General features: G+C 71.1%; 14 protein-coding genes. 5 read left to right on the forward strand and 9 right to left on the reverse strand.

Translation table 11 applies throughout. The features are described 5' to 3' along the window. Positions 1 to 54 precede the first annotated feature (54 nt). On the forward strand, positions 55 to 1,491 hold the full coding sequence (locus NR792_RS01990; protein ID WP_375758361.1) for a hypothetical protein: 1,437 nt from the start codon (positions 55 to 57) through the stop codon (positions 1,489 to 1,491). 58 nt (positions 1,492 to 1,549) lie between these two features. On the opposite strand, the gene NR792_RS01995 is transcribed toward NR792_RS01990, so the two are convergent. Further along, the gene (locus NR792_RS01995; protein ID WP_375758362.1) at positions 1,550 to 1,750 is read right to left on the reverse strand and encodes a hypothetical protein; all 201 of its coding nucleotides are present in this window, start codon (positions 1,748 to 1,750) and stop codon (positions 1,550 to 1,552) included. A gap of 62 nt (positions 1,751 to 1,812) precedes the next feature. Continuing rightward, on the reverse strand, positions 1,813 to 3,561 hold the full coding sequence (locus tag NR792_RS02000) for a hypothetical protein (RefSeq protein ID WP_375758363.1): 1,749 nt from the start codon (positions 3,559 to 3,561) through the stop codon (positions 1,813 to 1,815). A gap of 293 nt (positions 3,562 to 3,854) precedes the next feature. Between NR792_RS02000 and NR792_RS02005 the strand changes: the two genes are divergently transcribed. Then, positions 3,855 to 4,730: a phytanoyl-CoA dioxygenase family protein gene (locus NR792_RS02005; RefSeq protein ID WP_375758364.1), complete on the forward strand. Its 876-nt coding sequence runs from the start codon at positions 3,855 to 3,857 to the stop codon at positions 4,728 to 4,730. Between the two features lie 9 nt (positions 4,731 to 4,739). Here NR792_RS02005 and NR792_RS02010 read toward each other — a convergent pair whose 3' ends face one another. Then, a complete protein-coding gene (locus NR792_RS02010; protein ID WP_375758365.1) occupies positions 4,740 to 6,020 on the reverse strand; it encodes an MFS transporter in 1,281 nt (426 codons plus the stop codon). Between the two features lie 67 nt (positions 6,021 to 6,087). Further along, positions 6,088 to 6,660: a DUF2231 domain-containing protein gene (locus tag NR792_RS02015; protein WP_375758366.1), complete on the reverse strand. Its 573-nt coding sequence runs from the start codon at positions 6,658 to 6,660 to the stop codon at positions 6,088 to 6,090. 225 nt (positions 6,661 to 6,885) lie between these two features. Between NR792_RS02015 and NR792_RS02020 the strand changes: the two genes are divergently transcribed. Next, entirely contained in the window at positions 6,886 to 9,555 is a 2,670-nt protein-coding gene (locus NR792_RS02020) for a DEAD/DEAH box helicase (protein WP_375758367.1), read from the forward strand. 3 nt (positions 9,556 to 9,558) lie between these two features. Here the strand turns inward: NR792_RS02020 and NR792_RS02025 are convergent, their stop codons facing one another. From NR792_RS02025 to NR792_RS02035, 3 genes are all read right to left on the reverse strand, one after another. After that, positions 9,559 to 10,221, reverse strand: coding sequence for a hypothetical protein (locus tag NR792_RS02025; RefSeq protein WP_375758368.1), 663 nt, complete (start codon positions 10,219 to 10,221; stop codon positions 9,559 to 9,561). Between the two features lie 140 nt (positions 10,222 to 10,361). Next, positions 10,362 to 10,850 carry an SRPBCC domain-containing protein gene (locus NR792_RS02030; protein ID WP_375758369.1) on the reverse strand — a complete coding sequence of 163 codons (489 nt, stop codon included), beginning with the start codon at positions 10,848 to 10,850 and terminating at the stop codon, positions 10,362 to 10,364. A gap of 4 nt (positions 10,851 to 10,854) precedes the next feature. Continuing rightward, the gene (locus NR792_RS02035) at positions 10,855 to 11,190 is read right to left on the reverse strand and encodes an ArsR/SmtB family transcription factor (RefSeq protein ID WP_375758370.1); all 336 of its coding nucleotides are present in this window, start codon (positions 11,188 to 11,190) and stop codon (positions 10,855 to 10,857) included. Positions 11,191 to 11,282: 92 nt separating this feature from the next. Here NR792_RS02035 and NR792_RS02040 point away from each other — a divergent pair, with 92 nt between their 5' ends. Further along, positions 11,283 to 12,929: an endo alpha-1,4 polygalactosaminidase gene (locus NR792_RS02040; RefSeq protein ID WP_375758371.1), complete on the forward strand. Its 1,647-nt coding sequence runs from the start codon at positions 11,283 to 11,285 to the stop codon at positions 12,927 to 12,929. 83 nt (positions 12,930 to 13,012) lie between these two features. Here the strand turns inward: NR792_RS02040 and NR792_RS02045 are convergent, their stop codons facing one another. After that, on the reverse strand, positions 13,013 to 13,393 hold the full coding sequence (locus NR792_RS02045) for a hypothetical protein (protein ID WP_375758372.1): 381 nt from the start codon (positions 13,391 to 13,393) through the stop codon (positions 13,013 to 13,015). Positions 13,394 to 13,616: 223 nt separating this feature from the next. Here NR792_RS02045 and NR792_RS02050 point away from each other — a divergent pair, with 223 nt between their 5' ends. Beyond that, positions 13,617 to 17,255 (forward strand): protein kinase, encoded by a 3,639-nt coding sequence (locus NR792_RS02050; protein WP_375758373.1) that lies wholly within the window; start codon positions 13,617 to 13,619, stop codon positions 17,253 to 17,255. Positions 17,256 to 17,560: 305 nt separating this feature from the next. On the opposite strand, the gene NR792_RS02055 is transcribed toward NR792_RS02050, so the two are convergent. Further along, positions 17,561 to 19,114 (reverse strand): sigma 54-interacting transcriptional regulator, encoded by a 1,554-nt coding sequence (locus NR792_RS02055; RefSeq protein WP_375758374.1) that lies wholly within the window; start codon positions 19,112 to 19,114, stop codon positions 17,561 to 17,563. Between the last annotated feature and the right edge of the window lie 185 nt (positions 19,115 to 19,299).

Below are 19,299 nucleotides of genomic sequence, written 5' to 3' on the forward strand. Positions count from 1 at the left end.
ATGACTGCTCAAGTACGAAGTGCCTCCCCGCGCCGCATGGGGAGGCTGCTGGGCTTGCTGCTGGCGAGCCTGGGCGCCGCCCATTGCCATGAGAACGTGGAGCCGCCTCCACCGGTGGAGGTGGATGAGCCGGATGAGCCGGAGGAGGAGGAGAAGACCTTCTTTCCGGCGGTGGCCCGTGACGCCCGTCTGCTCCAGGTGGATGAAGCGCAGCGCGTCCTGTTGTCCGTTCGTGCGGATGGCACGTACGCGCAGGCGCTTCCCACGGGAGACCCCGTGCGCATCGCGGACGTGGCGGAAGGGGCGGACATCTCGACCGACAGCCAGACGGTGGTGCTGTGGAGCGCGGCGGTGAACGACGAGCGGACGGTCTGGCTCTGGCGGGCCGGGACGCCGGAGGCCATCCTGCTCAGCCAGAAGGCGCGGGGCGCGGTGCTTCATGACGAAGCGCAGAGCTACGTGGCCTTCCTGGAACGGGACGGCGCGGGAACCACCTCCGTCCGCGTGGCGGGGACGGCGTCCTGCATGCCCGGCGACTGCGTGCTCCAGACGCCGCTCCAGGTCCAGGGCGGGACGCCGGTGCTCGAGCGCGGTGGCCGCCTGCTGTCCCTGGTGGAGGGAACCCACCGTTGGTTCATCAACACGTCCGCGGGCGCGGTCACGGACCTGGGCGTCCTGCCGGGCCCCTCGTTCCTGTCGCCCGAGGGGACTCGCTACGGCTGGGTGGTGGAGGATTCGCAGCATGTGCGGGTGTTCGACACCGCCACGGGCGTGCAGCTCTGGGAACAGGGCGGCAACCCCGCCCCCGTCTACGTGAAATGGACCTACACCGGTGCCTTCATGCTCAACGAGGCGAGCGTCCTGGTGACCGCCTATGCGACGGAACAATGGGGAGGCCCCTCCCTCCCTGGGTCCCACTTCATGGACAGGTGCTGGGCGGAGGGCTGCAACATGGTCACAGCCCTCTACGCGTGCAGTCCGGTCGAGAGCTCCGGACAGCCGGCGATGCATTGCCAGTCGGACCCCTGCATCACGCGCGGCTGCACGACGCCCCAACCGCAGATCCGGGACGGCGAAGGGGTGTCGGTCCACACGCTAGACAGCGGCACCCTGGCCGGGCCCTTCTTCAGCCGGGGCTTCAAGGATGTGGTCTCGCTCAAAGGCATCGCAGGGCGGCAGGTCTCGCTGGAATGGAAACGGCAGGAGTCGCTCTGGAAGCTGAACCTGGAGGCTCCCACTCCGACGGCGCCCATCCAGTTCCTGCCGGATCAGCAGCGGGTGCTGTTCCATCAACCGGTGTCACGGGACGGGACCGTCGAAGACCATCTCTGGACGTGGGACCGGTTCGAGCGGGTCGACCTGGGGGTGCTGGGTGGAACGCCCGGGCCTGGAAGCCTCATGCGGGACGACCCGCCCACGCTCTACATGGATGTCGACACCGTGAACGCGGACGGCACCTCCGCCAGATCCATCATTCGCGTCGCGCTCTGAGCGCCGTTCGTACGGCCGGGCCCCGACGTGGACCCGGCCGTGGTTCATCTGCTCCGGCCTACTGGCAGATGGTGACGTCCGAACACACGCACTGCCTGCCGCCGCCCAGGCCACACTGCCGGAAACACGAGCAGTCTTCGTTCATGCAGATGTTGGGGCAGATGCCCCCGGCCTCGGAGTTGGTGGGAACGAGCGTCCCGACGGCGCCTCCAGCCACGACTCCCAGCACGAACATCCACTTCGCCATTGCCTTGCGCATGAACCGCCTCCCGGGTTGAACGACCCGCCAAGTCTAGCGTCACGTCCTCTTCCGCCGTGAGCTCAGGGGGCGGCGTGGGGCGTGCCCACGTGGCCGTCTTCCGGGACACGTCCGTCCCCGCCGAGGGCCCACGCCGCCGGCAGTGCGAGCACGGCGCTCGTTCCGGGAAGGTGCCGCGTGGCGTAGCCGAACGCGCCCGGTGCCGCGAGGAAGGACTCCAGCGAAGGGTCGTTCTCGAAGCGAGGCTCCTCGCGCAGCTTGTGGTCCAGGAAGACGAGCTCGATGCGTTCGCGGCGCAGGTACTGGGTGAATGACTCACCCGGGCGCCGCGTCCAGGGCGGAACGCGCCGGAAGGGGGCACCCAGGTACACCGGCAGCCCGCCCTGCGTGTCCAGGACGCCCAGGGAGCCTCCTGCCGCGACGTGGCTTCCCAGCCCGAGCGCGCGCAGGGCCCGCACCTGCTGGAGCAGCTCCCTGCGCGGCCTGGAACGGGCATCGGGAGCAGGCACCGCCAGCACCACCAGGACCGCCGACAGCGCGGCGCCCCCCAACGCGCCAGCGGTGCCCACCGCGCGGGACGGTCCCGGGGGAAGGCCGGGCACGTCCAGCGCGTGCTTCATCAACGCGAGCAGCGCCAGCCCCATCACGCCCGGAATGACGAGGTAATGCTGCCGGGGGTAGAAGAGGACCGAGGACACGATGCCGGGGAGGAGCACCGCGGCTGCCGCGACCGCGCTCCAGGCCACCCGCGGCGTCGCCAGGGCCCGGACCGCGTTCCTCCCGCGCCGGGCGAAAGCCCCCAGCGGAAGCGCCAGCACGGCGACGAGGAGCAGCACGTGCGCCATCTGCTCGCGCGTCCAGGGTCCGTTCCGGGGCGTGGGCGGCACGTCGCCGTAGCCGTAGGTGAAGAGCTTGCGCGACTCGCGGGGAAGGCGCGACAGGTTCCAGCGCACGTGCGCGAGGAACGCCCCCGGGTTCGAGCGCAGGGCGTCCCCCAGCGTGCTGGCCTCACCGAAGACGGGCTGGAGCACCTGTTCGCACCGGGACCAGGGATTGACCCGGACCTCGCCCGTGCGCCTGGCGAGTCCGTCCGCGAAGTGCTGACAGAACGCGTAGAAGCGCCGGTTGCTGGTGTTGCCGAACGGGTTGCCCAGGAGGCCCACCAGGACGAGGACCATCCCCGCGTAGGCCACCGCCGTGCCCCACGCGTGACGTCGTCGCGCGGGCTCCCGGCGGACGCGGCGCGACAGCTGGAGGCCCAGCAGCGCGGACACCGCCAGGAAGGACAGGAAGCCCTCGGGCCGTGCGAACGACGCCAGCAGCAAGCCCGCTCCCAGCCGGCCCCAGGCGCCCTCGGGCGTGGCGGCCCGGCACGCGGCGCACGACGCGGCCAGGATGATCAGCAGCGCCAGCAGGGTGGGGCGCGGCTGGATGTGCGGCGCCAGCGACAGCAGGTACACCGCGCTCGCGGCCAGCGAGAACCCGGGCCGGACCCCCACCTGTCGCAGCAGCGCGTAGCCCGCGACGGACGTCAGCAGCACGAGCCACCGGGTGTTCGCGTAGTAGAGCGCCACCGGATCCGGCCAGACGTACGAGAGCGCGAAGTACCAGAGCGAGTACAGCGGCCCCCACTCCGGATCCGGCAGCCCGCTCTGGGGCAGCGTGAGCGCGCGGTGCAGGTAGTCCGCCTCGTCCCACGGCGCCAGGTCGAGCACCGCTTCGACGCCCTGGCCCAGCTTCACGCATGCCAGCACGAGCGCCAGCAGACACACCGCCTCGGCGAGGAACGCGAGGGGCCTGGCTGGGGACATGGATCCGCTCCTCGCCGCGCGGAGGGTTCGCGGGACGCGCGCCACCCTACCGTCGGGGTTCGGGAATCCGGGGCATGGCCCCCGGTGTCCGTCCACGGAGCGACGAAGCCCACCGCATCAGGGCCTCCGCCCCTGGACCCTGGGACCAGACAAGCATCCGGCATGGGACAAAGGTCGGAGACGGCCAGCCGGGCTCGCGCAGCACGGCCCGGCCGTCCAGGCATCAGTCCAGGCTTCGGCGCGCAATCGCAGACAGCGCGAATCACCTGAACCCGCGGGGGTGTTGAGGCCGCATGGAACAGCATGGACAGGCATGGGAAGCGGAGAGCCCTCGCAAGGACCTCCGGGGCGCCGAAGCGCGGTTCGACACCGCGACCCTCATGGCGGGCCTCTACGGAGACGGCATCATCGCCCGCAGGGGGGCCTTCTCGCCGGAATGGGTCCGCCAGGTGGGAGAGGACATCGACGTCCTGTTCCGCGAGGCACTCGGGCGGCCGGGCGGCGCGCTGCCCCGAGGCCCCAACCGCTACTACGTGGAGATCCACCCCGAGCGGCTCCGCGGCTTCGTGGAGCTCGTCACGCATCCGTGGCTGGTGGCGGTGTGCGAGGCCGTGCTCGGCCCGGACTATCGCGTGGTGGAGCTGGGCTTCGACATTCCAGGGCCGGGCGCCCTGAACCAGCCCTGGCACCGGGACTTCCCCGCGCCGCAGGCCACGCTCACCGGGCGGCGCCTGAACTCGCTCGCCTTCAACCTCACCACCGTGGACGTCCACGAGGACATGGGGCCCCTGGAGATCGCCCCCGGCACGCAGTGGGAAGCGGGCGAGGACTTCGACGGCGGCATGTTCCCGCCCAAATCGCAGGCGTCCCGCTATGAGCGCCTCGCCCAGCGCAAGATGCCCAAGGTGGGCGACCTCTCCGCGCGCTCCGCCCTCACCATCCACCGGGGCACGGCCAACCGCTCCAACAAGTCCCGCCCGGCCCTCGTGCTCGGCGTGGATGCGCCGGACGGGCGCAACGCGGAGCGGCACGACCTGCAGCTCAGCCGCGCGTACCACGACACCCTGCCGGAGGCCGTGCGCCGCCACATGACGTACCGCGTGGTGGACTCGCTGGAGACCATCGTCCAGGCGCACACCATCGACGGGCTCCTGACGAGCGACGCCTGAGGCGCCGGGCTACCGGGCCGTTCCAGGAATGAGAGGGCCGCCCCGCTGCCTGCGTGGCGGCCTCTCGCGCGCTGGAGCGGGTTCGTCCTTGTGCGGCGGCTCCTGCACGCGAAGGGCGAAGAGGAGCGTGGCCCCCATGCCCACGCCCGCGAGCGTCAGGAAGGCGGCGGGATAGCCCCCGAGCTTCACCATCCAGCCGCCCAGGATGTTGCTCAGCGCCATCCCCAGCCCGACGGCCGAGTACGTCATTCCCTGGAGCAGGTTGAAGTGGCCGGTGCCCTTGCCCAGGTCCGCCATCATGACGATGAGCAGCACGCCGTAGATGCCCGCGCCCAGACCGTCCACCACCTGGAGTCCAATGAGGACGGGCTTGGTGTCGATGAAGGCGAAGAGCAGGGCGCGCACCGGCACCAGCAGGAAGGCCACGAGGAAGAGGCGCTTGCGGCCGTGCGTCGCCGCCCACCTCGAGGCCAGCGGCGCGACGGCGATCATCACCGCCTGGGCAATCGTGATGCAGATGGACAGGAACAGCGCCGAGTTCCGGACGTCGTCGAGCCCCAGCTTCTGGCCCAGCAGCGGCAGCATCGCCCCGTTGGCCAGGTTCCACAGGCCCATGCAGACGATGAAGAAGGCGATGTTCCGCCGCGACCACAGCGCCCGGGCGCCGGCGAGAGAGGACGTCGCGGAGCGGGAGCCCTCCTCCGCAGCGGCCCGTGCCAGGTCGTGGTCGATGTCCCGCTCGCGGATGAGCAGGGTGGCCGCGATGATGGCCACGCACTGGAACACCGAGAAGTAGAAGATGCCCTCGTAGGAGATGTACCAGCCGATGAAGATGGACACCACGGCGGCCAGCATGTTGCCCGCGTGGTTGAAGCCCTCGTTGCGGCCGATGCGCCGGGACATGCGCTGGTGCCCGACCATGCCCAGCGTGATGGCCGCGACGCAGGGCGGAAACAGCGTCTGCACGAGGCCCAGCGCCACCTGCGCCAGGCTGATGGGGAGCAGGGTGGGGAGGAAGACGACCGTCAGGCAGGACGCCGCGACGATGGCGGACGCGAGGATGAGCAGCAGGCGCTTGAGGCGCGTGTGGTCGATGAGCGCGCCCACCGGCGCCTGCGCGAGGATGGAGACGAACCAGGGGATGGCCACCACCCAGCCAATGCGGGCCGGGTCCCACTTCAGGTCCGTCAGCAGGTAGACGGAGAGGTAGACGCCCACGCCGTCCTTCACGTCCGCCATGAAGACGTTGACGAGGTCCAGCCCTCGCAGGCTGCGTTTCGAAGCACCCAAGGGACACCCCCAGGTCCAAGGGTGTCCTTCGTGAGCATCGCGGACATCGGCCGGAGGCGCCCCGCGGTCAGGCTCCTGCCCGCGCCGTCAGCGCGGCGCGCGCCCGGCCCAGCAGCCATGCGGCGCCCCGGCTCGCGTCCTTGATGAGCGCCACGGGGGCCTCGGGCGACAGCAGCAGGGGCTGCTTCAACGAGCCCTGCGGCGCGTCCTTCGGCATCGGGTTGATGCCGATGCCCTGCTCGTAGACCATCTTCCCGCCGAGCGTCGCCGTGTAGAGCGAGAAGGCGCACGCGCCCAGGCCCAGCGCCGTCGTCACGGCGGTGGGCGCCTTCGCCAGCCGCCACGCCATGATGCCCAGCGCGCCCAGCGTGATGAGGGCATTGCCCACGCCGTGCAGGACCGTCATGTCCCGGGCGCGCGGCGAGTTCATGCGCACCTCCTGGCTCGCGGCCAGGCCCGCCACCCCGGCGAACACCGCGCTCGCCGCGCCCGCCACCCACAGGCGGCGCCCCACCTTCTCCCAGGCGCGGTCCCCCGTCGTCACCACGATGAGGTCCGCCACGGCCGCCGTCGGCAGCAACGCCAGCGGCATGTGCACCACCGACGGGTGCAGCTCATGAAGCAGCATCTCCCTTTTCATCGTCCCCTCCCGGTCCTGTCGAAGCGGAAGGTAGGCATGGGGCAGGGCGCCTGCGTCGGGCCCCCGGTCGGAGCCCCCCTTCGTGCGGGAAATGGGCAGGGGACAACGTTTCAGCTGGATCCACGTCCAAGGCCGCTGCTGGTGGCGGCTGCCTGCCTCCCTGGCGCGGGCCTGGGCGGGCGAATTGCTTCCCCTGGACACCGCCCGTGCGTATCACTGGTTTCCGTGCGTACTCCCACCGACCGATACCTGCCGCCTCGCGCGGATGCTTCCTCCTCCGTGGCGGCCCAGCGCGGGCGGGTCATCGTCATCGCGCCCACGCGCGCCGCGTGCGAGACCATCGAGCTGGCGCTCGGGCTGGAGCTGCGCACGTACCTGGAGGAGCACCACGGCAAGCGCCTCCGGGAGCTGGCCCGGAGCGGGCAGGGGTTCGGCATCGTCGCGGGCACCGGCACGGGCAAGACGCTCGCCATCCGCCCCATCGCGGAGGAGCTCGTGGGCCGCAAGCCCCTGCGGGTGGCGGTGGTCAACCGGGAGCGGGAGGCCACCGCGGAGACGCCGCTCGCGGACGTGGTCATCGTCACCACCGGCATCGCGCGGCGCTGGTTCCAGGGCGGCGTCATCCGGCGGGAGGACACGCTCATCGTGGATGAGATCCACCAGACCTCCGCGGAGCTGGAGCTGTGCCTGGCCCTGGGCAAGCGCGTGGGCTGCCGCTTCATCTGGCTGTCCGCCACCGTGGATCCGGCCTTCTACTCGCGCTACCTGGACAGCGCGGACGTGCTCCAGGTGTCCTCCTTCGACCCGCGCAAGGCGGCCACGGTGGAGGTGGAGCGCCGCCAGCCCCTGTCCTTCCTCGACGACGCCTTCCTGCGGGACGTGGAGCGGCGTGGGCGCGGCGTGGGCGTGTTCCTGGCCACGCGCGCAGGGGTGGAGGAGGTGGCGGCCCACGTGCGCGCGGACTGGCCGGAGATCCACGCGGCGCACTACCACGGCGGCGAACCGCTGCGCGCCATCCGCCCCTTCCTGGAAGGCACGGCGCCCCGGCCCTTCGTGCTCGCGATGACGGCGGCGGGGCAGAGCGCGCTCAACGTGCCGGGGCTGGACACGGTCGTCATCGACGACATGCGCTTCACGAACCTGGTGGAGGGCGGCCGCAACATCCTCACCCGCGTGCACCTGGGCAACAACGAGCTCTTGCAGATGGCGGGGCGCGTGCACGGGCGCGTGGAGGGCGGGCGCGTCTTCATCCTGAGTGACCGGCCGCTCCACTTCGCCTCGCTCAAGCCCACCGAGCCCGAGTTCCAGCTCGCGGGCGAGCCGGAGCGCGTGGCCCTCACCGCGGCGGCCCTGGGCGTGCGGGCGGACGAGCTGGACCTGCCCGTGCCGTTGGACCGCAACGCCTATCGCCGGGCGCTCGGGAAGCTCCAGGCGCGCAACATCGTGGACGCGGACGGGCGGCTGTCCGACTACGGCCGCGCGGTGGAGGCCCTGCCCGTGGAGCGCCCCTGGGCGGAGCTCATCGTCAACGCGGAGGACGCGCTGCTGCCGTTCCTCGCGGTGTGCAGCTCGGTGGAGTCGCTGCACCGGATGACGCGCGAGGAGCGCAACCTGGAGGGCGTGCTCGTGCCCGGCAGCGACCACCTGACCGCGTACAACCTGTACGCGGAGGCCTTCCAGGAGGCGGGCACGGTGGGCGAGGTGCAGGGGCTGCCGCGCCACGTGTTCAACGCGGAGAAGCTCGCGGCGTGGGCGGAGGGGCGCGGGGTGCTGGTGAAGGCCCTGGAGGACGCGGCGCTCGCGATGGCGAGCGTGTACCGGAGCGTGGGGCTGAAGCTGCCCGCGCACATGCCCTTCGCGACCTCCCGCGTCTACCAGCGCTTCTGCGATCTGCTCGCGCGCTTCATGCCCTTCGACCTGGTCATCGACGAGCGCACGGCCTGGGGCGAGGTCGCGCGCGTGTCGAAGACGAGCGTGTGCGGCAACCTGGGCGCGGTGGCGGGCCCGCTGCGCTACTTCGCGGACCGCAACGGCGATTCGCAGGCCGGCATCGAAGGCACCCAGCTGCCCCAGTCGCTGCTGCGCCGCTACGCCCGGCGGCACTCGGCGGCGCCAGCGTACGACGCGCGCTTCCGCTCGGTCGTGCTCATCACGCGGGTGGAGTTCTTCGGCTTCGCGCTGGAACAGGAGGTGGAGGTGCTGCGCGCCTGGGGGCCGGAACTCGCCAAGGCGGCCCGGCACGCGCTCGCGGAGGCGCTGGCGCAGGGCGAGGCGCCCCATCCCGCGGTGGACCGTCACCGCGTCGCCATCGCGGAGGTGCGCGAGCTGTGGCGGCGCTCGGGCGGAACCACCGCGCAGCTTGGGTTCCCGGAGCTCACCGCGCTCTACGAGGCGCAGCTGGAGGGCGTGGACACGCTCGACGACTTCAAGGCGCGCCCGCTGCGGCTCGACCTGGACGCGCTCGTGCCGCCCGCGACGCGCCGGGCCCTGCGGGCGCTGCCGGACGCCGTGGAGGTGCGCGAGCAGGAGGTCGCGCTCGAGTACGACGTGGAGACGCTGTCGGATGGGGCCCCCCGCGGCGTGGTGCGGCTGCACCTGCCGGAGAAGCTCGCCCGGACGTTGGTGGAGGAGGAGCTGCCGCTGCTCGACCGCCCTCAGCGCTTCGCCGTGGCCCGGGGCCGTCGGGGCGTGCTCCAGGCCCGCTCGCTCCTTGAGCTCCAGGAGCTGCTCGACCGGCCCTGGATGCCGGACGAGATCGCCGAGGTCACCCGGGAGCGCCCGCCCCAGACGCAGGAACGGGAGCGCGGCGCTCCCAGACGCGGACCCAACCGGGGCCACCACGGCAAGGCGCCCAGGAACGCAAAACGGCCAGGAGGCGGCAGGCGGCGGCGCTGAGCGTCAGAAGCCGAAGCCCAGCCGCAGGAGGTCCAGGTTGATGTCCACGATGCCCCCGCTCCCGCGGCTGCTGCCCCACGGCAGGTTGTACCGGGCGCCGAGGTCCACCACGTCGCGCCGCTGGTTCCAGCTGTAGCCCACGCCCGCGCCGAACACGAAGGCCAGGTAGAAGTTCGAGGCCGTCGTCTTCTGGAAGCCCAGGTCGAGGCCGAGCGTGAGCTGCCCTCCCGTCGCGCCTCCATCGGGCCGGTCCTTCTCGTTGATCACCATGCCGCTCAGCTTGGGCTGGAGGAAGAAGCCATTGCCCCGTGCCCGGGCCCACGGCCTCCAGGCCACGCCCGTGGAGAGCGTGAGGGAGCGGACCGTGCCGCAGCTGTCGAAGTCGTCGGTGCAGCGGCGGCGCGAGAACCGGGGAGTGATCTCCAGGACCAGGTCGCTCCGGTCCGACAGCTTGCGGTTCACCCCGACAGGGAGCGCCAGATGGACCATGTCGCCCATGGGCGGTCCCATCACCGCGAAGAAGCCATGCATCGCGGGAGCGACCCAGAGCACGTTCGCAGGCCGCTCACCCACCAGGGGCTGCTGTCCTGGTCGCTCCATGGACTGGGCCCGGGCCTGCGTCACGGAGAGGAGAAGGAGCACGGGGACCAGCATCGCCTTGTTCAACGCATGCCTCCTGCGGCGGGGAGTCCCTTGCTGGAGCAAGGGACGTTCCACCGGCACGCACGAGACTCACGCAGAGTGACAGTCCCTCCGCGCATGACACGCCTGTCAGAGCCCGCGGGGGAGGACCCCGGACACAGGTGTCACACGCGCCGCTCGGCGAGCGCGGCGAGCTGCGCCGTGACGGTGCCCCAGCCTTCGTGGAAGCCCAGGTCGTTGTGCAGGTCCCTGTCCCCGCGGTTCTTGTGCATCACGTGGGCGCTGTAGTCGGTGCCCTGAGGATGATCCTTCAGCGTGATGATGGCGGTCATGAGCGGCATGCCGGAGACGTCCGCGGGCCGCCAGTCCGCGACCAGCGTGTTCGTGAACACGATGCGCTCCAGCGTGTCCACGGCGAGGAAGCACGCGCTGAGGTGCGGCATGAAGTCGCTGGTGGCCGCCTCGCTGAAGTGCGTCACCAGCGCACCGCCGGAGCGCAGGTCCAGCTCCAACACCTTGCACCGGGAAGGCGCCGGCACCCACCACTGCGCGAAGCTGACGGGGTCCGTCCACGCCTTCCAGACCACGGCGCGAGGGGCCTTGATGATGCGCGAGATGCTCAGGTCGAGCTCGGGATGCAGGGCAGGGGACATCGCTTCACTCCTTGTTGGAGAGGGTGGTGACGAACTGCTCGAGCCGGTCCGTGCGGGCTTCCCAGAGGGCACGCTGCGCGGACAGCCAGGACTCCACGACGGCGAAGGGCTTCTTCTCCAGCGCGCACGTCCGCACGCGCCCCTCCTTGTGCGTGCGGATGAGCCCGCTCTCCTCCAGGAAGTGGATGTGCTTCATGAAGGAGGGCAGGGCCATGTCGAAGGGCTTCGCCAGGTCGCTGATGCTGGCGGGCCCCTTGCCCAGACGCGACAGCACGGCCCGACGGGTCGGATCCGCGAGCGCCTGGAAAATTCCATTCAGCTGTTCCGGATGCTTTTCCACGAGGCTAAGTAACGTCTCCCGACACTTAGCGCAAGGGCTAAGTGATGGGGTGGCCTTTTGTGATAGCCGGGCACGAACCCCCTGGAGGCGTGATGCTGAATCGAAGTGCCTGGCTGTTCCCCTGTCTTGCCTTGCTGCTGCCCGGATGCATGCCATTGGAGGCGGATGAAGCGCTGGCGCCGGAGGCCCAGGCGCAGGCCCTGACCGGCACGGAGGTCATCGACTTCGCCTCCGCGAGCACGCAGGCGAACACGGACGCGTCCGGCAAGAGCGGCGGCATGGCCGTGCTCAAGACGAACAGCGCGAACTGCACGGTCGGCGCGTACGCGGACTGCTATGCGCAGTACATCGAGTTCAGCCCCAGCTACACGGGCTACCTGACCTTCAAGCTCTCCAGCCTCACCCAGGCTGCGCCCACCCCCGCCCAGGTCACCCAGCTCCAGCTGCTGACGAAGTACCAGGGGCCCGGCGTGGCCACGTCCTACTACCAGTGGCAGCTCTACCGGTTCACGACCTCCAGCTGGGTCAACATCGCCAGCTCGCAGGGGCGCGGTGACTGGGTGTGGACCCCGGCCCTGACGCTCAACCTGCCCACCACCGAAGTGGCCGCGAACTTCGTGTCGAGCACCGGCGACATCCGCGCGCGCATCGTCAAGGGCGCGGGCACGGACGCGGCGCAGCTCGACAGCCTCCGCCTCCAGGTGTCCTGGGACATCGCCACGACGTGCACCGCGGAGACCGACGCGGCCTTCTGCTCGCGGCTGGGCAAGAACTGCGGCCAGGTGAGCGGCACCGACAACTGCGGCCAGGCGCGCACGGTCGTCAGCTGCGGCGCCTGCCAGAGCCCGGCGACGTGCGGCGGTGGCGGCACCGCGAACGTCTGCGGCCAGGGCTCCGCCTGCACGGTGGCGGCCTTCCCCAGGGGCACCACCTGGATGTGGGACCTGGAGCACGCCTCCCTCCCCACGAACCTCGACGCGCAGGTCTACGTCGTGGACCTCTTCAACACGACCAGCGCGAAGATCCAGGAGTACAAGACCGCCGGGAAGAAGGTCGTCTGCTACTTCAGCGCCGGCACCTACGAGGACTGGCGCGAGGACGCGAACCAGTTCCCGCAGGACACGTACTGCACCCCCGGTGAGAACTGCGCGCAGTCCGTCCACATCCTCGGAGACTGGTGCACGAGCGGCGGCGGCTGTGAGTGGTGGTTGGACCACCGCAAGCAGGCGGTGCGGACGGTGATGACGTCGCGCATGCAGCTGGCGAAGAACAAGGGCTGCGACGCGGTGGAGCCGGACAACATCGACGGCTACTCGCACGACGATGAAATCAGCTGCACCGACCAGGCCTGCTGGGGCCTCACGGCGACGAACCAGCTCGACTACAACCGCTGGCTGGCCACCACCGCCCACTCGCTGTGCCTGGGCATCGCGCTCAAGAACGACGTGGACCAGGTCCCCTCGCTCGCGGACTCCTTCGACTTCGCCATCAACGAGGAGTGCCAGAAGTACAACGAGTGCGGCGCCTACAAGACCTGGTTCACCAACAAGAACAAGGCGGTCTTCAACGCCGAGTACCGCGTGGACTCGGGTGGGGACACCACGAATTGGACGAACTGCACGGGGACGGGAGCGACCTGCGCCTGCGGTGAGAGCAACTTCGTCCAGGGGGACCTGCGCACGCTGGTCTTCAGCACCGCGTCGGTCCGCTACGACAACATCCACTTCAGCTGCTGGTAGCGCGGGCGGGCCGGGGCGGTCTTCACGCCCCGGCCTTCATGGAGGGGCGCGGCACGCTGGCGGCATGCCTCGCCCCGGCGGCGCTAGGCCGGTGGCTCCTCACCACCGGCGGAGACATCAATCGTCCCGTTGGCTGTCTTTGTGTCATTCCAGGGCTGGGGTTGGTCGCTCGTGAAGCTGTAGTTGTAGCGGTGGGACTTCTTCTGCGAGCCCGAGGGCGCGTGCGCGTGCGCGACGTAGAAGACGAAGTACCAGGCGGTCACGCCCCTGTCATATTCCGTCGCGGTCTGGGAGATGACCCGGACGGGCTTCTCCAGCGTCAGGCGCGGTTGCCCGGCCTCGCTGGGCGCCAACACCAGGAGCGTGAGCGCACCGCCCGGCGTTGTCCGGCAGGGCGGTACCTTGATGGGATTGATGCTGTTGTGCTCGGGGAAGTCGATGACTGCGTCCAGCTTGAATGGCATGCGGTTCTCCAGCGTTGCCCCGGAAGGGGCGCGGGGCGCCCGTCCTTCCTATTCAATCGCAATGCCGGACTGACGGCCGTGGGTTCCTGTGCGCCCGCGGACGCCGCGGTCCCAGGTCGGCGGCACGTCGGCGACATGCCGCGCGTCATTCGCCCGGAGCGCACTTCGCGTCCGTTCAGGGCTCGCGTCATACTCAGGGCCCTCTTCACGAGGCCCCCTGCCAATGACCCGCGATGATGAGAAGGAGATCTGGCTCGCCATCGATGAGGGCCTCCTGCCGCGGGAACAGGCGGGGGCCCTGCTGGAGGAGGCCCGGCGGCGCCAACGCCGCCCGCTGGAGCTGCTCCGCGAGCGGGGCGTGGTGTCCGAGGAGACGCTCCAGTCACTCCTGAAGGACAGCGCTACCCCGGTGGGGCCCCAGCCCATGGAGGGCCCGCCCGACGACGAGACCGCCACCCTCGACGGGCCTCCGGGCCTCCGGGCCCTGGCGCCGCGACAGGCCGGCGCCCCGGCCTTCCCCATCCCCGGGTGGGAGCGGTACCAGTCCGTGCGGTTCCTCGGACAGGGCGGCATGGGGCGCGTGTTCCTGGCCCTGGATCCCCGGCTGCGCCGCCACGTGGCCCTCAAGTTCGTCCGGGACGACGACGAGGCCCTGACCCGCCGCTTCATCTGCGAGGCGCGCGCCCAGGCCAAGGTGCGTCACGAACGCGTGTGCCAGGTGTACGAGGTCGGTCACGTCGAGGGGAAGGTCTTCATCGCCATGCAGTACATCGACGGCCAGCCGTTGAGCGCCCTGGTGGGCTCTCTCACCGTCGAGCAGAAGGCCCTGGTGATGCGCGAGGCGGCCCTGGGGGTGCACGAAGCCCACCGCGTGGGGCTCATCCACCGGGACATCAAGCCCTCCAACATCATGGTCGAGCGCGCCGAGGACGGCACGCCCCGGCCCTACGTGATGGACTTCGGCCTGGCGCGGGACTGGAACGAATCCGTGACGGCCACCGGCGCGGTGCTGGGCACGCCGCACTACATGGCCCCGGAGCAGGCGCGTGGGGAGGTGAGCCGGCTCGACCGGCGCGCGGACGTCTACAGCCTGGGCGCCAGCCTCTACTTCCTCCTCACCGGCCAGGTCCCCATCCCGGGTGCCAACGGCCTGGAGGTGCTCAACAACATCCCCACGGCGGAGCCGCGACCGCCGCGGCTGCTGGAGCCGGGCCTGCCGCCGGACCTGGAGGCCGTCGCCCTCAAGTGCCTGGAGAAGGATCGCTCCGCCCGCTACGACTCGGCGCGCGCGCTCGCGGAGGACCTGGACCGGTTCCTCTCTGGCGAGCCCGTGCTGGCGCGCACCGGCTTTGGCTACGCCCTGCGCAAGCGGTTGCGCAAGCACCGGCTCCTGGCCTCCGTGAGCGCCGCCGCGCTGGTCGCCGTGTCGGTGGCGCTGGGCTGGGGCGCCCTGGCGCGCCGCGAGGCCGCCGAGCGCGAGCGGATCGCCCAGCGCTTCACCGAGCTGGTGGAGCACCTCGAGGCCATGGTGCGCTACTCCGCGCTCTCCCGGCTGCACGACACCCGCGAGGACCGCCGGGCCCTCCAGGCGCGCATGGCGGAGCTGGAGGCGGAGATTGCCCGCGCCGGGCCGCGCGCCCTGGGCCCCGGGCACTACGCGCTGGGGCGCGGCCACCTCGCGCTGGGGGACGAACAGAAGGCCCGCGAGCTGCTCGAGTCCGCCTGGAGTCACGGCTTCCACGAGCCCCGGGCCGCGTACGCGCTCGCCCTCGTGACGGGGCGGCGCTACCAGCAGCAGCTCCTGGAGGCGCAGCGGATCCGCAATCCCCAGCTGCGGGAGGTCTCGACGCGCGACGCGGAGCGCCTCTACCGGGACCCGGCGCTGGCATGGCTCAAGCAGAGCGAAGGCGCCCAGGTGCCGTCGGTGGAGTACGTGGCGGCGCTGGTGGCCTTCTATGAAGGCCGCTTCGACGAGGCCCTGGCCCTGCTGGAGAGGGCCCGGACCCGGCTGCCGTGGTTCCATGAGCTGCCCATGCTGCGCGGGGACCTGCTGGAGGCCCGGGCCTTCAAGCGCTGGAACGGAGGGGACCCCGAGGGAGCGCGCACGGACTTCGACGCCGGCCGCAAGGCCTACGCGGCGGCGGCGGCGGCGGCGGAGAGCGAGCCCGCCGTGTACCGGTCCCTGGCGCGGCTCGAGGCGGACGCGATGGTGATGGAGCTGTATGGGAAGGGGGACGTGATGCCCTCCTACCAGCGCGCCCTGGACGCCCTGGCGCGCTGCCTCACCGTGGTTCCGGAGGACGCCGCGTGCCTGGTGCAGATGGCGCGCGTCCACCACCGCCTGGCCGAGTACCAGCTCACACGGGGCGAGGACGGGACGGTGCCGCTCGCGAAAGCGATGGATGCCGCGCGGCGCGCGAAGGCGGTGGAGCCCCCGCGCCTGGAGGCCACGCTCTACCTGGCGCGGAGCGTCTGGCTCCAGGCGCGCTACCGCATCGAGAAGGGCGAGGATCCCCGCGAGCTGCTCGCGAAGTCCGCCGCGTTGTTCGAGAGCATTCCCGTGACGGACCGGGACCGGGGCTTCTACGGAGACTACGGCCTCGTCTTCAAGACCTGGGCGGACTTCGAGGACCAGGTGGGGGCGGACTCCCAGGGCAGCCGCGACAAGGCCATCCGCGCCTACGAGGCGGCCATCGCGCTCGACGCGCGCATTCCCGAGGATTGGATCAACCTGGGCAGCGCGCTCTTCACCCGCGCGGCCCTGCCGCGCAACGCGGAGGCGGACCAGGACCTGGAGAAGGCCCTTCACGCGCTCGAGAAGGCCCGGGCCCTCAACCCCGGGCACATGGTGCCGTACTTCTACGCGGGCGAGGTCCATGCGCAACGGGCCCGCCGGCGGAGGAATCGCGGTGAGGACCCACGCCCCGAGCTGGCGCTCGCCCTGGAGCAGTACCGGCGGGGAATCGCCATCAATCCCAAAATCCCCAACCTCCACAACGGGGTGGGCGGCGTGCTGGTGCTCCAGGCGGATGATGCGTGGAACCGGGGGGAGGATCCGCTTCCCGTGCTCGACGAGGCCCGGGCCGCGTACGCGCAGGCCATCGCGGTCGCGCCGGGACAGGGCTTCGCCTATGCGAACCTGGGCTCCCTGCTCGTCCGGCGCTGCAACTACCTGCTCGCGCGGGGCGAGGATCCCCGGCCGAGCGCTCACGAGGCGGAAGCGCCACTGCGGCAGGGCCTGGAGCGGATGCCGGGGGCCACCTGGCTGAGGGGCCTGCTGGGCACGGTGCACGTCATCCAGGCCCGCTTCGAGCTGGACCACGGGAGGGACCCGGGGGCCGAGCTGTCGCGCGCACTGGAGGAGCTGCGCGCCGCGCTGGAGAAGAACCCACAGGACGCGGAGATGTGGCTCCAGCTCGGAAAGGCGAAGGCGATGGAGGCCCGCTGGAAGGAGCGGCGCGGGCCGCTCCAGACCGGGGCGGTGGAGGAGGTGGCGAAGTCCTTCGAGAAGGCCATCACGCTCTCACCGGACGAGCCGGAGTATCGCCTGGAGGCCGGCCTCTTCTACCGCCACCACGGGGAGCGGAAGCAGCGCGAGGGCGGGGATGCAGGCCCCTGGCTCCAGCGAGGGTTGGAGCTGGCGGAGCAGGTCCTGAAGGCCCGGCCTGACTGGCCCGTGGCCCAGGCCCTGCGTGCCAGCTTGCGTCTGGAGTGGGCAGACACCGCCGGGCCCGAGGATCCGAATCACTGGCGGCGTCTGGCATTGGAAGAGCTCACCCAGGCGCTCCAGCGCAATCCGAACCTGTCCCACGAGTGGAGCGGCGTGCTCACCGCCGCGCGGCGTCCTGGCGCCGGCCCCTGAGCCGTGAAGGCTAGCGCCCGGCGCTGTTGCCGGACGTTTCAATGGTCCCGTTGTTCTGCTTTGAGTCAGGCGCTCGGCTGTCGGACGTGGTGCTGTCGGGCGTGATGCTGTGGGGGTTGCAGCATGACATGGCGCTCTCCAGGGCTTCCCGGAAGGATTCCGGGGGTGACGTCTGGCATTTCAAGCAGGATGCCAACCATGCAACCCCCTGCGTCCCATGGGCTTGCCACGCATGGAGCCTGTGGGGCCAGACTCGCGGTGAAACAGCACGCCTCGCGACATGCCGCCGACATGCCGCCGTCGGTTCAGGCGTCCTTCGGGACCAGTCCCAGCTCCTTGACGCGCCGGTTCAAGGCCCGCTTGGAGACCTCCAGGCGCCGTACCATCTCATCCAGATTGCCACCGCATGCGTGGAAGCAGAGGGTGAGCTCCTCCACGCTCAGGTCACCGGCCAGGCGGATGCTGGGGTTGCGCTCGATGAGGTCGTAGATGGAGGAGCGGGCGATGCCCAGGTGGTGCGCGGCCTTCTTGACGTCCCAGTCGTGCGCGCGCAGGGCCGTGAGCAGCTCCTCCTCGCCCACCTCCGTGGACTTGCGGCGTGCCGCGACCTCGGGCTCTGGAGCAGGAGCTTGGGGTGGAGGCGCCCGGTGCGGGGCGGCTTGCGGAAGCCGCAGCTCCTGGGCGAGGCGCGTGTCCAGCTCCAGGAAGGACTGGCCCCGGCTGCCGATGACGAGCTGCTTGGCCACGTTGCGCAGCTGGCGGATGTTCCCCGGCCAGGGGAAGAGCAGCAGGCGGACCGCCAGCGCCGCCGGCACCCAGGGCGGTGCGTAGGGGTCGCTCGGGGTGAGGAGGTGGGCCTCTCCCAGCGCCTCCAGTTCCTGGCGGGCGAAGTGGAGGAACAGCGGCCCGATGTCCTCCCGGCGCTCGCGCAGGGGCGGGATCCGGAGCTCGTAGCCGGCCAGCCGGTGGAGGAGCGGGGCCCGGAAGCGTCCGTCAGCGATCTGCGCTTCCAGGTCCGCGTCCGTGGCGGCCACGAGGCGGACGTCCGTGGCCACGGGCCTGCTGGCCCCGACCGGGTACATCTCCCCGGTTTCCAGCACCCGGAGGAGCATGACCTGCACCTCGGGGGAGGCTTCGCCCACCTCGTCGAGGAAGAGGGTGCCGCCCTGGGCGGCGCGGAAGAAGCCCTCGCGGTCGCGCTGGGCGCCGGTGAAGGCCCCCCGGACGCTGCCGAAGAGCTCCGCGGCGGCCAGCTCCTTGGGGATGGCCCCCAGGTTGACGCTGATGAACGGGCCGCTGCGCCGGCTGCGCGCATGGAGGGCCTGGGCCACCAGCTCCTTGCCCGCCCCCGTCTCGCCCCGGATGAGCACGGGCACGTCCACGTCGGCCACGCGCTCGATGTGCCGGCGCAGGCCGTGGAGGGCGGCGCTCTGTCCCACCATGCCCAGCGAGGCGGGGGCGTGCGCTTCGGGAGGCGGGGCCAGGTGCAGCAGCAGCACGGTGCGCCCGGAGAACTCGAGCGGGACGCCCCGCGCGAGCTCCTCGGGGCCGAACTCCCGGCCGCCGTGGAGCGGCTCTCCCGCGCAGGTGCAGCGTCCTTCGTCTCCCGGGACGACGCGGACCCCTTCGCCCACCGGAGCGAACAGGACGGGCTTGCGGCTCATGAAGGGGTCGCCCAGCGGCAGCCCCAGCGGTTCACCCGGGCGGGTGAAGTCCGGGGCATTGCGGGAGAGCGCCACCTCCCGCCCGGCGAGGAGGCCATGGAGCAGCAGCCGCTCTCCGATGCGCGCGGCCGTGGGGTGCGAGACGAGCGTCAACGCAGGGATGGGGCGCGCGGCGGAGCGTTGTCCCCGCGGCATCGATTCGGCGGCCGTGGAGACATCCGCCGTTGCGACGGGGGCCTGGGGATCGCGAGCACCGGGACGAGGCATTGGCGCGAATGTACCTCACCCTCCCGGGAAGGCACTCCGGGCCTGGCATATCGCGTGCTTATGCCTGACGTCGGAGCGCACGAGACGAAGTCAAGGCGCTCTTGAACAACCCC

The organism is Corallococcus exercitus (genome assembly GCF_042231735.1).
GTDB lineage: Bacteria > Myxococcota > Myxococcia > Myxococcales > Myxococcaceae > Corallococcus > Corallococcus exercitus_B.